This window comes from Streptomyces fradiae, from assembly GCF_041270065.1.
Lineage (GTDB): Bacteria > Actinomycetota > Actinomycetes > Streptomycetales > Streptomycetaceae > Streptomyces.
In genome coordinates this window covers 3,004,099-3,018,231 of sequence record NZ_CP065958.1, presented here as the reverse complement: position 1 = coordinate 3,018,231, position 14,133 = coordinate 3,004,099, and the positions used below count along the sequence as shown (strand labels likewise).

The 14,133-nt window shown below is 69.6% G+C and carries 8 protein-coding genes and 2 rRNA genes; 5 read left to right on the top strand and 5 right to left on the bottom strand.

The annotated features are described in order from the left end of the window. Positions 1-281 precede the first annotated feature (281 nt). Together JAO84_RS13545 and rrf are read left to right on the top strand one after the other, a co-directional pair. Positions 282-3,402, top strand: a 23S ribosomal RNA gene (locus tag JAO84_RS13545). Positions 3,403-3,484: 82 nt separating this feature from the next. Continuing rightward, positions 3,485-3,601: ribosomal RNA gene (gene rrf, locus JAO84_RS13540) — 5S ribosomal RNA — on the top strand. Positions 3,602-3,711: 110 nt separating this feature from the next. Here the strand turns inward: rrf and JAO84_RS13535 are convergent. Genes JAO84_RS13535 through JAO84_RS13515 form a run of 5 tightly spaced genes read right to left on the bottom strand, consistent with a single transcriptional unit; the run spans position 3,712 to position 9,101 of the window. Further along, complete coding sequence (locus tag JAO84_RS13535; RefSeq protein WP_370413087.1) at positions 3,712-5,007, bottom strand: DUF58 domain-containing protein; 1,296 nt, start codon at positions 5,005-5,007, stop codon at positions 3,712-3,714. 12 nt (positions 5,008-5,019) lie between these two features. Next, on the bottom strand, positions 5,020-6,003 hold the full coding sequence (locus tag JAO84_RS13530; RefSeq protein ID WP_370413086.1) for an AAA family ATPase: 984 nt from the start codon (positions 6,001-6,003) through the stop codon (positions 5,020-5,022). Continuing rightward, the gene (locus JAO84_RS13525; protein ID WP_370413085.1) at positions 6,000-7,211 is read right to left on the bottom strand and encodes a DUF4350 domain-containing protein; all 1,212 of its coding nucleotides are present in this window, start codon (positions 7,209-7,211) and stop codon (positions 6,000-6,002) included. Before JAO84_RS13525 ends, JAO84_RS13530 begins: the two co-directional genes overlap by 4 nt. Then, a complete protein-coding gene (locus JAO84_RS13520) occupies positions 7,208-7,885 on the bottom strand; it encodes a DUF4129 domain-containing protein (RefSeq protein ID WP_370413084.1) in 678 nt (225 codons plus the stop codon). The genes JAO84_RS13525 and JAO84_RS13520 overlap by 4 nt, the downstream gene beginning before the upstream one ends. Before the next feature lie 4 nt (positions 7,886-7,889). After that, on the bottom strand, positions 7,890-9,101 hold the full coding sequence (locus JAO84_RS13515; protein ID WP_370413083.1) for a hypothetical protein: 1,212 nt from the start codon (positions 9,099-9,101) through the stop codon (positions 7,890-7,892). 411 nt (positions 9,102-9,512) lie between these two features. On the opposite strand from JAO84_RS13515, the gene mtrA reads away from it, so the two are divergent. Genes mtrA through JAO84_RS13500 form a run of 3 tightly spaced genes read left to right on the top strand, consistent with a single transcriptional unit; the run spans position 9,513 to position 14,101 of the window. Further along, positions 9,513-10,190, top strand: a complete 678-nt coding sequence (gene mtrA / locus JAO84_RS13510; RefSeq protein ID WP_009333493.1) for a two-component system response regulator MtrA — start codon at positions 9,513-9,515, stop codon at positions 10,188-10,190. 1 nt (position 10,191) lies between these two features. After that, a complete protein-coding gene (mtrB, locus tag JAO84_RS13505) occupies positions 10,192-12,237 on the top strand; it encodes an MtrAB system histidine kinase MtrB (RefSeq protein ID WP_370413082.1) in 2,046 nt (681 codons plus the stop codon). Beyond that, positions 12,227-14,101, top strand: a complete 1,875-nt coding sequence (locus JAO84_RS13500; RefSeq protein WP_370413081.1) for an LpqB family beta-propeller domain-containing protein — start codon at positions 12,227-12,229, stop codon at positions 14,099-14,101. The genes mtrB and JAO84_RS13500 overlap by 11 nt, the downstream gene beginning before the upstream one ends. Positions 14,102-14,133 lie beyond the last annotated feature (32 nt).

The window sequence follows — 14,133 nt, the reverse complement described above, 5'->3', positions numbered from 1 at the left end:
GGAGCACAGTACCGATTGCGAGCAAACGTCTCGCACGGTCAGCTCATGGGTGGAACGTTGATTAGTTGGCGTGAGTGGCCTGATGGTCTTCCTAGTACTGCTTCGGCGTGGAACGGAACGGCACGGACGGTGCTCACGCTTGGCACGTTGTTGGGTATCTGAGGGTACGGCCGAAAGGTCTTGCCTTCGCGATGCCGGCCCCAGTGAACTCGCCACGTAGTGGTGGGGTGATGGGTGGCTGGTCGTTGCTTGAGAACTACACAGTGGACGCGAGCATCTGTGGCCAAGTTTTTAAGGGCGCACGGTGGATGCCTTGGCACCAGGAACCGATGAAGGACGTGGGAGGCCACGATAGTCCCCGGGGAGCCGTCAACCAGGCTTTGATCCGGGGGTTTCCGAATGGGGAAACCCGGCAGTCGTCATGGGCTGTCACCCATGCCTGAACACATAGGGCATGTGGAGGGAACGAGGGGAAGTGAAACATCTCAGTACCCTCAGGAAGAGAAAACAACCGTGATTCCGGGAGTAGTGGCGAGCGAAACCGGATGAGGCCAAACCGTATGCGTGTGAGACCCGGCAGGGGTTGCGCATGCGGGGTTGTGGGATCTCTCTTCTGTCGTCTGCCGGCGACAGGACGAGTCAGAAACCGTTGATGTAGTCGAAGGACATGCGAAAGGTCCGGCGTAGAGGGTAAGACCCCCGTAGACGAAACATTAGCGGCTCGTTTGAGAGACACCCAAGTAGCACGGGGCCCGAGAAATCCCGTGTGAATCTGGCGGGACCACCCGCTAAGCCTAAATATTCCCTGGTGACCGATAGCGGATAGTACCGTGAGGGAATGGTGAAAAGTACCGCGGGAGCGGAGTGAAATAGTACCTGAAACCGTGTGCCTACAAGCCGTGGGAGCGTCGGATACAAGCTTGCTTGTATCTCGTGACTGCGTGCCTTTTGAAGAATGAGCCTGCGAGTTTGCGGTGTGTTGCGAGGTTAACCCGTGTGGGGAAGCCGTAGCGAAAGCGAGTCCGAACAGGGCGATTCAGTAGCACGCTCAAGACCCGAAGCGGAGTGATCTAGCCATGGGCAGGTTGAAGCGGAGGTAAGACTTCGTGGAGGACCGAACCCACCAGGGTTGAAAACCTGGGGGATGACCTGTGGTTAGGGGTGAAAGGCCAATCAAACTCCGTGATAGCTGGTTCTCCCCGAAATGCATTTAGGTGCAGCGTCGTGTGTTTCTTGCCGGAGGTAGAGCACTGGATAGGCGATGGGCCCTACCGGGTTACTGACCTTAGCCAAACTCCGAATGCCGGTAAGTGAGAGCACGGCAGTGAGACTGTGGGGGATAAGCTCCATGGTCGAGAGGGAAACAGCCCAGAGCATCGACTAAGGCCCCTAAGCGTACGCTAAGTGGGAAAGGATGTGGAGTCGCAGAGACAACCAGGAGGTTGGCTTAGAAGCAGCCACCCTTGAAAGAGTGCGTAATAGCTCACTGGTCAAGTGATTCCGCGCCGACAATGTAGCGGGGCTCAAGCGTACCGCCGAAGTCGTGTCATTGCAGCATGAGGGCCAACGCCCGCTGTGATGGGTAGGGGAGCGTCGTGTGCCGGGTGAAGCAGCCGCGGAAGCGAGTTGTGGACGGTTCACGAGTGAGAATGCAGGCATGAGTAGCGATACACACGTGAGAAACGTGTGCGCCGATTGACTAAGGGTTCCTGGGTCAAGCTGATCTGCCCAGGGTAAGTCGGGACCTAAGGCGAGGCCGACAGGCGTAGTCGATGGACAACCGGTTGATATTCCGGTACCCGCTTTGAAACGCCCAATATCGAGCCCATTAATGCTAAGCCCGTGAAGCCGTTCCGGACCCTTCGGGGAATGGAAAGTGGTGGAGCCGGCGAACCAAGGTGGTAGTAGGTAAGCGATGGGGTGACGCAGGAAGGTAGTCCAGCCCGGGCGGTGGTTGTCCCGGGGTAAGGGTGTAGGCCGTGTGGTAGGCAAATCCGTCACACGTTAAGGCTGAGACCTGATGCCGAGCCGATTGTGGTGAAGTGGATGATCCTATGCTGTCGAGAAAAGCCTCTAGCGAGTTTCATGGCGGCCCGTACCCTAAACCGACTCAGGTGGTCAGGTAGAGAATACCGAGGCGTTCGGGTGAACTATGGTTAAGGAACTCGGCAAAATGCCCCCGTAACTTCGGGAGAAGGGGGGCCACACCTGGTGATCGGATTTACTCCGTGAGCTGGGGGTGGCCGCAGAGACCAGCGAGAAGCGACTGTTTACTAAAAACACAGGTCCGTGCGAAGCCGTAAGGCGATGTATACGGACTGACGCCTGCCCGGTGCTGGAACGTTAAGGGGACCGGTTAGTGACCTTTCGGGGTTGCGAAGCTGAGAACTTAAGCGCCAGTAAACGGCGGTGGTAACTATAACCATCCTAAGGTAGCGAAATTCCTTGTCGGGTAAGTTCCGACCTGCACGAATGGCGTAACGACTTCTCGACTGTCTCAACCATAGGCCCGGTGAAATTGCACTACGAGTAAAGATGCTCGTTTCGCGCAGAAGGACGGAAAGACCCCGGGACCTTTACTACAGTTTGATATTGGTGTTCGGTTCGGCTTGTGTAGGATAGGTGGGAGACTGTGAAGCGGCCACGCCAGTGGTTGTGGAGTCGTCGTTGAAATACCACTCTGGTCGTGCTGGATGTCTAACCTCGGTCCGTGATCCGGATCAGGGACAGTGTCTGATGGGTAGTTTAACTGGGGCGGTTGCCTCCCAAAGGGTAACGGAGGCGCCCAAAGGTTCCCTCAGCCTGGTTGGCAATCAGGTGTTGAGTGTAAGTGCACAAGGGAGCTTGACTGTGAGACCGACGGGTCGAGCAGGGACGAAAGTCGGGACTAGTGATCCGGCGGTGGCTTGTGGAAGCGCCGTCGCTCAACGGATAAAAGGTACCCCGGGGATAACAGGCTGATCTTCCCCAAGAGTCCATATCGACGGGATGGTTTGGCACCTCGATGTCGGCTCGTCGCATCCTGGGGCTGGAGTCGGTCCCAAGGGTTGGGCTGTTCGCCCATTAAAGCGGTACGCGAGCTGGGTTTAGAACGTCGTGAGACAGTTCGGTCCCTATCCTCTGTGCGCGCAGGAATATTGAGAAGGGCTGTCCCTAGTACGAGAGGACCGGGACGGACGAACCTCTGGTGTGCCAGTTGTTCTGCCAAGGGCATGGCTGGTTGGCTACGTTCGGGAGGGATAACCGCTGAAAGCATCTAAGCGGGAAGCCTGCTTCGAGATGAGTATTCCCACCTCCTTGAGAGGGTAAGGCTCCCAGTAGACGACTGGGTTGATAGGCCGGATGTGGAAGCCCAGTAATGGGTGGAGCTGACCGGTACTAATAGGCCGAGGGCTTGTCCTCAGTTGCTCGCGTCCACTGTGTTAGTTCTGAAGTAACGAACACGCCCCCCTACGGGAGGTGCGGCGGTTCAACTTCATAGTGTTTCGGTGGTCATAGCGTTAGGGAAACGCCCGGTTACATTCCGAACCCGGAAGCTAAGCCTTTCAGCGCCGATGGTACTGCAGGGGGGACCCTGTGGGAGAGTAGGACGCCGCCGAACAATCATTGTGGGAAAGCCCCGCACCTTATGGTGCGGGGCTTTTCTGCGTTCACAGCCCCTTTCCAGCGGCCGGCCGCCGACCGGAAGCACCGGAAAGCCCCGCACTCCGCTCAGAGCTTGCCGGCGGCCTTCAGTGCGAGATACGCGTCCGCCAGTGCGGGGGCCAGGGCATCCGGGGCCGCATCCACCACGGTGACGCCGTGGCGCTGGAGCTGTTCGGCCGTGCGGAGGCGCTGGGACTGGGTCTGGGTCGCGGCGGCTGCCTCGTAGACGCCCTCGATCGTGCCGCGGGTGCCGGCCATCCGGACGACGTGCGGGTCGCACGGGGAGGCGACCAGGACGGTGTGGCGCTGGGTGAGCTGGGGGAGGACCGGGAGCAGGCCCTCTTCGACGGGGGCGGCGTCCAGGCCCGTGAGCAGGACGATGAGCGAGCGGCGCGGGGCGCGGGCCAGGGCGGTGGCCGCGAGGCCCCGGGCGTCGGTCTCGACGAGTTCGGGTTCCAGCGGGGCCAGGGCGTCGACCACGGCCGGCAGGACGTCGCTCGCGGAGCGGCCCTGGACCTGGGCGCGGAGGCGGCGGTCGTAGGCGAGGAGGTCGACGCGGTCGCCGGCGCGGGAGGCGAGGGCGGTGAGCAGGAGGGCCGCGTCCATCGCGGCGTCGAGGCGCGGGACGTCGCCGACGCGGCCGGCGGAGGTGCGGCCGGTGTCGAGGACGATGAGGATGTGGCGGTCGCGTTCGGGGCGCCAGGTGCGGACGGCGACGGTGGTCTGGCGGGCGGTGGCCCGCCAGTCGATGGAGCGGGTGTCGTCGCCGGGGACGTACTCGCGGAGGCTGTCGAACTCGGTGCCCTCGCCGCGTGTGAGGACGCTGGTGCGGCCGTCGAGTTCGCGGAGCCGGGCCAGGCGCGAGGGCAGGTGCTTGCGGCTGGTGAAGGGCGGTAGGACCCGCACGGCCCACGGGACCTCGTGGTTGCCCTGGCGGGCAGCGAGGCCGAGGGGGCCGAAGGAACGGACGGTGACGCGCTCGGCGCGGCGGTCGCCGCGGCGGGTGGGACGCAGGGCCGTGGTGATCCGGCGGCGTTCGCCGGCGGGGACCGTCAGCTTCTGGCGCGTGGGGCTCTGGGCGCCGCTCGGAGGCCAGGCGTCGCGGAGTTGGGCGCGAAGTCGGCGGCGGGACGGGTTGGTGATGGTCAGTCGGACTTCGGCCGCGTCACCCAGTCGAACAGTTGTGTCACCAGATCGGGTGAATTGGAGCTTTCGCACTGGCGCGGCCATCGCGTAGTCGCACAGAATTGCGAGTGTGAGTGGCGCGTTCACCGCGAGCATCCCCGTCCAGCTGGGCGCGAGGATGCCCACGGGGAGCGACCCGATGGCGGCGAGCAGGGCGGTTCGTCCGGTGAGGGCCATGGGGTGCCGTTCTCAGCGAGGTACGGGGACGTGGGCGAGGATCGAGTTGAGGACGGAGTCGGGAGTGACTCCCTCCATCTCGGCCTCGGGCCGCAGTTGGACGCGGTGCCGGAGGGTCGGCAGCGCCAGGGCCTTCACATCGTCCGGGGTGACGTAGTCCCGGCCGGTGAGCCAGGCCCAGGCGCGGGCCGTGGAGAGCAGGGCGGTGGCTCCTCGGGGGGAGACGCCGAGAGTGAGCGAGGGGGATTCACGCGTGGCACGGCAGATATCGACGACATAGCCGGCGATCTCGGCGGAGATCGCGACCTTGGCGACCGCTTCGCGGGCGGCCGCGAGTTCGGCGGGGCCGGCGACCGGGCGGACTCCGGCGGCCTTCAGGTCGCGCGGGTCGAAGCCCTGGGCGTGGCGGGTGAGGACGCTGATCTCGTCCTCGCGTGAGGGCAGCGGGACCGTCAGCTTCAGCAGGAAGCGGTCCAGTTGGGCCTCAGGCAGCGGATAGGTGCCCTCGTACTCGACGGGGTTCTGGGTCGCGGCGACGAGGAAGGGCTCGGGCAGCGGGCGGGGGGTTCCGTCCACGGTGACCTGGCGCTCCTCCATGGCCTCCAGGAGCGAGGCCTGGGTCTTCGGGGGCGTCCGGTTGATCTCGTCGGCGAGCAGCAGGTTGGTGAAGACCGGGCCGGGCTGGAAGGAGAACTCCGCGGTCCGGGCGTCGTAGACGAGGGAGCCCGTCACGTCGCTCGGCATCAGGTCGGGGGTGAACTGGACGCGCTTGGTGTCGAGTTCGAGCGACGTGGCGAGGGCCCGCACCAGGAGGGTCTTGGCGACGCCGGGGACGCCCTCCAGCAGCACGTGGCCCTTGCAGAGCAGGGCGACGACGAGACCGGTGACGGCCGGGTCCTGGCCGACCACGGCCTTTCCGATCTCGGTGCGCAGGGCCTCCAGGGAGGCGCGGGCGCTGTCCGAGCCCGTCATGGCCTCGGGGGTCGGGGCGCTCATGAGGTGCGTACCTCTCTTTCGAGGGCGTCGAGTTGGTCCGCGAGGCGGACGAGGGCGGCGTCGTCGGCGGGAGCCGGGCCGAAGAGCAGGGTCCGGTGGACCGCCGCGGCGGTCGTGGGGATCCGTGCGGAGAGTGCGGGGAGGAGCAGGTCGGGGGAGTGGGCGTCCTTGCCGGGGACGCCGAGGAGCGGGGCGATCCGGTCGCGGGTCGCGGTGCGCAGGACGGTGGCCGCGCGGTCGCGGGCGTCGGTCTTGCGGTAGAGGCGGGCGCGGCCCTCGGTCGCCTCGGAGGCGCGGATGGCGACGGGGAGGCGTTCGGGTACGAGGGGGCCGAGGCGGCGGGCGCGCCAGACGGCGGCGAGCACGGCGGCGACGGCGAGTTGGAGGGTGCCCCACAGCCAGCCGGAGGGGATCAGGTCGAGGAAGGCGGAGCCGGGGTCGTCGGTGGTCTCGGGGTCCGCGGGCACGTCGGTGAGCGAGGGGAGGTACCAGACGAGATGCGGTCGGGAGCCGAGGAGTTGCAGGGCGAGGGACGCGTTGCCCTGTCGGGCGAGGCGCTTGTTGTAGAGGAGTTCGGGGGAGCCGACGAGGACCGTGTCGGCGCTGCCCGGGCCGGGGACGCGGACCAGGGTCGGCAGGCCGTCGGCGGGGTAGCAGGCGTCGGCGGTGGTGGCGCCGGTGCGGTAGCGCTCGCCGCCGAGGTCGGCCGTGCCGGCGCGGGTGGCGGCCGGCAGGGTGCAGCGGGGGCCGGGGGCGCGGGTGGCGACGGCGACGCTCAGGTCGGTGTCGATGCCGGGGGCGAGGGTGTCGAGGCTCGCGGCGCCGGCGCCGAGGAGGACGGTGCGGCCGGCCGATCGGCTCATCGCCCCGTACAGCGTGGACTGCTGTTGCGGCGTCAGCAGGTCGGGGGTGGTGACGAGCAGGGTGATGTCGTCGCCCGTGGCGGCGGTGGCGGCGGCCAGGGTGTCGTGGACGTCGACGGTGACGCCCCGGGCCTTGAGGAGTTCGGCGACGGCGCGGCTGCCGTAGGGGTCGGCGGAGCGCGGGTCGAGTCGGCCGCCGTGGTCGCCGGACCGGACGGTGGCCAGGACGAGGCCGCCGATCAGGGCCAGGGCGAGGAGCAGCAGGGCGCCGCGGGCGCGGCTCCACAGCTGGCGCGGGGTGAGCGAGGTGGAGGTGGCGGACCGGGTCTTCGGGGCGCGGTTCATCGGGGCGCCTCCGTGAAGCCGCCGGCGGTGCTCGTGGCGAGGACCGGTTTGGTCCGCTCCAGGGCGGTGTCCAGCTGCTCGATGCGCCGGTACGCGGGCTGGTCGGCGCTCCGGCCGCCGTATGTGACGTCGTCGAAGGCGCGGGCGGCGGCGCGCAGGGCGTCGGCGTGGACGGGGAGATGGCGGCCGGCTTCGGCGGCGGCCTCGTCGGCGGTGCGGCCGGGGCGGGGTTCGAGCAGGGTGCGTTCCTCGAGGGCGCGGACGATGGTGCGCATGCGTTCCTGGACGGCCTGGTTCCACTGGCCGGCGGAGGCGTGCCGGGCGGCGGCGGCCCGGTGTTCGGCGGCGGTGCGGGGACCGTCGTCGAAGAGGGAGTCGCCGCCGGCGGCGGGCGTGCGGCGGGGGGTGCCGAGGCGCCACCAGAGGGCGGCGACCAGGGCGAGCACGACGATGACGACGGCCACGAGGCCGATGACGCCGCCCGGTGTCGCGCCGGAGGCGGCGTCGAAGAGGCCGTCGACCCAGTCCCAGAAGCGGTCGAGGACGCGCTGGAGCAGGCTGGGATCGTTCTCGTGGTACATCGGCTTGGACAGTTCGCGCTCCGCCGCCTCCCGGGCGGGGACGCGCGGAATGTCGACCGGTGTGCCACCGGCCGTGCCCCCCGTGATCGTCACGCCATCAGCCTCCGTAGCCGGGGAGTCCGGCGGCGCGGGCCAGTTCGAGGTCGAGGGCCTCGCGGCGGATGCGCTGGTCGATGTAGAGGAGCACGGTCACACCGGAGGTGAGCGGGTAGGTGAGGGCGCTGGTGATGACGCCGCCGATGCCCATGATGATCAGGAAGGTCCAGCCGGTCTCCGGGACGCTGCCCTCCATGAAGGAGTCGAGGCCGCTGCCGGAGGCGGCCGTCGCCGCGATGAGGAACGGGATGGCGACCAGCATCGTGAAGACGGCGACCATCACATTGGTGAGCAGGGTGATGCCGAAGATGCGCCACCAGGAGCCCTGGACCAGCTTCATGGACCGCTTCATCGCCTTGACGACGCCCTGGCGTTCCAGCATCAGGGCGGGGGAGGCGAGGGAGAGGGCGATCGTCAGCCAGACGACGGCGACGAAGGCGCAGAGGCCGCCCACGAAGGCCAGGCCGCTGCCGGCGCTGCCGCCGAGGAGCAGTCCGGGCAGGATGCCCACGACCATGATCGCGACGGAGGCGGCGATCACCAGGACGGTGATGCCGAGGAGCTGGAGCAGCCGCGGGCGGGCGTCCCGCCAGGCGTCGCCGAGGGTGACCGGGCGGCCGAGGACGGCCCGGCTCATGACGACGGTGAGCAGCGCGGAGCAGATCAGCCCGGCGGCGATCATGACGACATACGAGGGGCCGGACTCGGCCAGTGCGTTCTTCAGGGACGCGACGCTCTGCGACAGGGCCTCGGCCGGGGTGGCGTCCGGGTCGATCGCCACGGGCTCCGGGGCCAGGAAGCGCACGCTGAGGATGTCCGCGAGCTGCGCGACGACCGCGACGCCGAGGGTGATCGCGAGGACCGTCTGCCAGTAGCGGCGCATGGTCGTCACGGCCCCGTCGAGGATGTCGCCGAGGGTCAGCGGGCGCAGCGGCAGCACACCGGGCTTGGCGGCCGGCGGCGGCCCCCAGTGCCCGTACGGGGGCGGCGCGCCCCAGCCGCCGCCGCTGTGGGCGCGTGCCGGGGTCTGCGGCGGGGCGTCGACGCCAGGGGCGGTCGGCGACTGCCACTGGCCGGCGGGCGGCTGCTCCTTCGACCACTGGGGTGCGGAGCCGTTCGCATCGCCGGGCGAGGCGGGCCGGGGGATCCCCGAGCCGTCCTGGCCGTCGGAGGGAGCAGATCCGGGCGAGGTCCAGCCCGGAGTGTCGTTCACGGTCGTCCACCTCGAGGAATGGTCGCGGGGCCGGATCGGCGAACCGGCTCGGTCTCTGCGGCCGTACGCCTGTCCGGGCGGCGGGCCGGGAGCCATCGTGCCACGCGGGCCCCTCCCGCGGGCGGGGGCCGAGCGCACTCCTGCGCCTTCCTTGCGGGAGGGCGGCGGGGCAGACTGTGCCGACGCCGCTTCGGGTGGGCGATTCGGGGGCGACGGGGGAACACATCGGGGAGGGTTCGGCGGCGATCACGGCGATGGCCGGAATCGTTCGCCTCGTCCGTACCGGAGGGCGCGGGGTACGGTGCTGGCCGGCCGCGTGGCCCCCGGAGCAGGCATCCGCCCGACACCGCAGGTCAGTGAGGTATCTCACCAGCCGCCTTGAGACTGATACGGAAATGGGATGATGTCGATATGAAGGGACGCGTTCTCGTCGTCGACGACGACACCGCACTGGCCGAGATGCTCGGCATCGTGCTGCGAGGTGAAGGGTTCGAGCCGTCGTTCGTCGCGGACGGCGACAAGGCGCTCGCGGCCTTTCGCGAGGCCAAGCCGGATCTGGTGCTGCTGGATCTGATGCTGCCCGGGCGGGACGGGATCGAGGTGTGCCGGCTGATCCGGGCCGAGTCCGGGGTGCCGATCGTGATGCTCACGGCCAAGAGCGACACCGTCGACGTCGTCGTCGGGCTCGAGTCGGGCGCCGACGACTACATCGTGAAGCCGTTCAAGCCGAAGGAGCTCGTCGCCCGGATCCGGGCGCGGCTGCGGAGGTCGGAGGAGCCGGCGCCCGAGCAGCTGGCCATCGGCGATCTGGTCATCGACGTGGCCGGGCACTCCGTGAAGCGGGACGGGCAGTCCATCGCCCTGACGCCGCTGGAGTTCGACCTGCTCGTCGCCCTCGCCCGCAAGCCGTGGCAGGTGTTCACGCGTGAGGTGCTCCTGGAGCAGGTCTGGGGCTACCGGCACGCCGCCGACACCCGTCTGGTGAACGTGCACGTCCAGCGGCTGCGCTCGAAGGTCGAGAAGGACCCCGAGCGCCCGGAGATCGTGGTGACCGTCCGAGGTGTCGGTTACAAGGCGGGACCGAGCTGACATGAGCGCAGGCAGTGCTGCTCCGAAGCCCGGGGACCCGGGAGTCCGTACGGGGCGGGCTGCCGGACCGGGACGGGGGGGTCCGCGTTTCGGCCGTCTGCTCCAGGACGGCGCCCCCGGCGGGCCGGTGTTCCGGCTCGTGATGCGCTGGGTGCGGCGCCCCCTGCTGCCCGCCGTACGCCTGTGGCGGCGCAATCTGCAGGTGCGGGTCGTCGCGGGCACCCTGCTCATGTCCCTCGGGGTGGTGCTGCTGCTCGGCCTGGTCGTCATCGGCCAGGTGCGCAACGGACTGCTCGACGCCAAGGAGAGGGCGGCGCAGAGCCAGGCGGCCGGCGGGTTCTCCGCCGCGCAGGACCGGGCCGCGACCACGCCCTCCCAGCCGGGCGACCAGGACGGCGGCCGGGCCGGCGCGTCCGTGAACTGGCGCTCGACCCTCGTCGAGCAGCTCGCCAGCGGCGGCCAGAGCGCCTACAACGTGGTCGCGCTGTCCCTGGAGACCGGCAACACCGCCAGCCGCGGCGCCCGCGCCTCCGGTGAGGTCGACCCGACCACGAGCATCCCCGCCGACCTGCGGCACAACGTCGCGCAGGGCACCAGCACCTTCCAGAAGTTCGCCCGCATCCACTACACCAGCGGCAAGTCCTCCGAGGCCGGCCTGGTGATCGGCAAGCGGCTCAACGACGCCGACGGCACCCCGTACGAGCTGTACTACCTCTTCCCGCTCACCCAGGAGGGCGACTCCCTCGCCCTGGTCAAGGGCACCCTGGCGACCGCCGGGCTGTTCGTCGTCGTGCTGCTCGGCGCCATCGCGTGGCTGGTGGTGCGGCAGGTCGTCACGCCCGTGCGGATGGCCGCCGGGGTGGCCGAGCGGCTGTCGGCCAGCGGGCTCCAGGAACGGATGAAGGTCACCGGCGAGGACGACATCGCTCGCCTCGGCGAGGCCTTCAACAAGATGGCGCAGAACCTCCAGCTCAAGATCCAGCAGCTGGAGGAGCTGTCCCGGATGCAGCGGCGCTTCGTCTCCGACGTGTCGCACGAGCTGCGCACCCCGCTGACGACGGTACGGATGGCGGCCGACGTCATCCACGACGCGCGCGCCGACTTCGACCCGGTGACCGCGCGCTCCGCCGAGCTTCTCGGCGACCAGCTCGACCGTTTCGAGTCGCTGCTCTCCGACCTCCTGGAGATCAGCCGGTTCGACGCGGGCGCGGCGGCCCTGGAAGCGGCGCCGATAGATCTGCGCGAGGTGGTGCGGCGGGTCATCGGCGGCGCCGAGCCGCTGGCCGAGCGCAAGGGCTGCCGGATCGTCGTCACCGGCGACGAGCAGCCGGTGGTCGCCGAGGCGGACGCCCGCCGGGTCGAGCGGGTGCTGCGCAATCTGGTCGTGAACGCCGTCGAGCACGGCGAGGGCCGGGACGTCGTCGTGAAGCTGGCCGCGGCCGGCGGGGCCGTCGCGGTCGCCGTGCGCGACTACGGCGTGGGCCTCAAGCCGGGCGAGGCGACCCGGGTGTTCAACCGTTTCTGGCGGGCCGACCCGGCCCGCGCCCGTACCACCGGCGGTACGGGTCTGGGCCTGTCGATCGCGGTGGAGGACGCCCGGCTGCACGGCGGCTGGCTCCAGGCGTGGGGCGAGGCGGGCGGCGGCTCGCAGTTCCGGCTCACCCTGCCGCGCACCGCGGACGAGCCGCTGCGCGGCTCCCCGATCCCGCTGGAGCCGGAGGACTCGCGGCGCAACCGCGAGCAGGCCGCGCTCGAGGCGGGGGCGGCGGGCGCCGAGGGCTGGGCTCCGAAGCCCGGCGGTACGGCGGCCGGGGCGCGGCTTCCGGCGGTGCCGGTGCAGTCCGCCGGGGACCGTCCGGCCCTGCCCGTACCGCCGCGGCTGCCCGCCGTGCCGCGGGCGACGGCCGATCCGACGGCCCTGCCGGGCAGCGGCGCCCGGGTGGTGGCCCGGTCCGCCGACGGCACGGAGGACACCGGGGACGGCCAGGGTGGTGAGGCGATGGCGTCGACGCGCGCCGAGCGGGAGGACGGAACTGGTGGGCGCTGACCTTCGAGGGAAGCGGGAGACCCTGGGGCGGGGAAGGCCGGTGCGGGGCGCGGTCCTGGCGGCGTGCGGTTCGCTGCTCGTGGCCGGCTGCGCGACCATGCCCGACAGCGGTGACGTCCAGGCCGTGAAGGCCTCCAACCCGGGCGACTCGCAGGTGCGGGTGTACGCGGTGGCGCCGCGCGAGAACGCTGATCCGGACGAGATCGTCGACGGCTTCCTTGAGGCCATGACGAGTGACGACCCCGGCTTCGCCACGGCGCGGAAGTACCTGACGAAGCAGGCCGCGCGCAGCTGGAAGCCGGAGGAGAACATCGCCGTGCTCACCACCGCGCCCGGCCGCGACCCGGCGGTGCGGCTCGCCGACCCGGAGAGCACGGGGCGGACCTTCCCGTTGTCCGGGCGGCAGATCGCGACGGTCGACGCGAGCCACGCCTACCAGCCGAAGGCGCCCGCCGAGTACGCCGAGTCGATCCATGTGGTGCAGCAGCTCGCGGCGGACGGCAAGACCAAGGAATGGCGCATCGACAAGCTGCCCAAGGGCCTGGTGCTCGGCGAGGCGGACTTCCTGCGCAACTACCGCTCGGTCAACAAGTACTACTTCGCGTCCGGCGAGAACTGGGTCGTCGCCGACCCCGTCTACATCCGGCAGCGCCAGGACCCGGTCACCCGCATGGACCCGGTGGCGCAGACCGTGAAGGCGCTCCTGGAGGGCCCGACCGGCTGGCTGAACCCGGCCGTGGACACCCGCTTCCCGTCCGGCACGCAGCTGCGCGAGGGCGTCACCACCCTGGCCACGGATGACCAGTCCACCCTGAAGGTGCCGCTCAACAAGAAGGCCGACCACGTCGGCGCGGCCGCCTGCAAGGGCATGGCGGCGCAGCTGCTGTTCACGCTGCGCGACCTGACCTCGGTACGGGTCGAGCAGGTGGAGATCCAGGGCAGCGGGGGCAACCGGCTGTGCCTGCTCGGCAAGGGGCAGGCGATCGACGAGTACTCGCCGGTCCGCAACCCCGGCGGCGGCGAGAACCCCTACTTCGTCGACGAGCACGGCAAGCTGATGATGCTGTCGGTCGACGGGCAGCGGCCCGACAAGCCGACCGAGGTGACCGGCCCCTTCGGCAAGGGCACGCTTCCGCTGCGGTCCGTGGGCGTGGACCGCGAGGAGAGTTACGCGGCGGGTGTCGTCCAGGACGGGCGCGAGCTGCGCGTCGGCTCCCTCAGCACCGACGAGGAGCTGCCCGCGCCCGTCGTCACCAGCACCGCCGCCCAGCCCGACAACCGTCTCTCGGCGCCCAGCTGGGACGGCCGCGGCGACCTGTGGGTCGCCGACCGCAACCCGCTCAAGCCGCGCCTGTGGATGGTGCCGGGCGGCCGGGGCGAGCGGATCGAGGTCGCGACGCCCTGGCTGCGGGACGGCGCGCGCATCGAGTCGCTGCGGGTCTCCGCCGACGGGGTGCGCATCGCGCTGCTCGTCACCCAGGACAAGCGGACCACCCTGCAGATCGGGCGGGTCGAGCGGACCTTCGACGACGGCGTGCAGTCGGTCGCCGTGACGGACCTGGAGAACGCGGCGCCGCGCCTTGAGTCGGTCACCTCCGTCTCCTGGGCCGGGCCGAGCCGGCTCGTCGTGGTCGGCACGGAGGCCGGCGGGGTGCAGCAGGTGCGGTACGTGCAGACGGACGGCTCGACCTCGGCGAGCTCCGTCCTGCCGGGCCTCAACGGCGTCGAGGCGGTGGCCGCGCCGCACGGCGAACAGGCGCCGGTGGTCGCCGACTCCGGCAACGACGGCATCGTGCGGCTGGTCCCGGGCGCGAACTGGCAGCCGGTGGTGAAGGAGGGCGGCTCCCCGGTCTACCCGGGCTGAGCCCCCCCAGGCACCGTCACGCCCCCTGGGTC

Coding starts and splice junctions, on each gene's coding strand:
- mtrB (WP_370413082.1), top strand. CDS start 10,192: ATGAGCGCAGGCAGTGCTGCTCCGAAGCCCGGGGACCCGGGAGTCCGT.
- JAO84_RS13525 (WP_370413085.1), bottom strand. CDS start 7,211: ATGAACCGCGCCCCGAAGACCCGGTCCGCCACCTCCACCTCGCTCACC.
- JAO84_RS13535 (WP_370413087.1), bottom strand. CDS start 5,007: ATGGCCCTCACCGGACGAACCGCCCTGCTCGCCGCCATCGGGTCGCTC.
- JAO84_RS13530 (WP_370413086.1), bottom strand. CDS start 6,003: ATGAGCGCCCCGACCCCCGAGGCCATGACGGGCTCGGACAGCGCCCGC.
- mtrA (WP_009333493.1), top strand. CDS start 9,513: ATGAAGGGACGCGTTCTCGTCGTCGACGACGACACCGCACTGGCCGAG.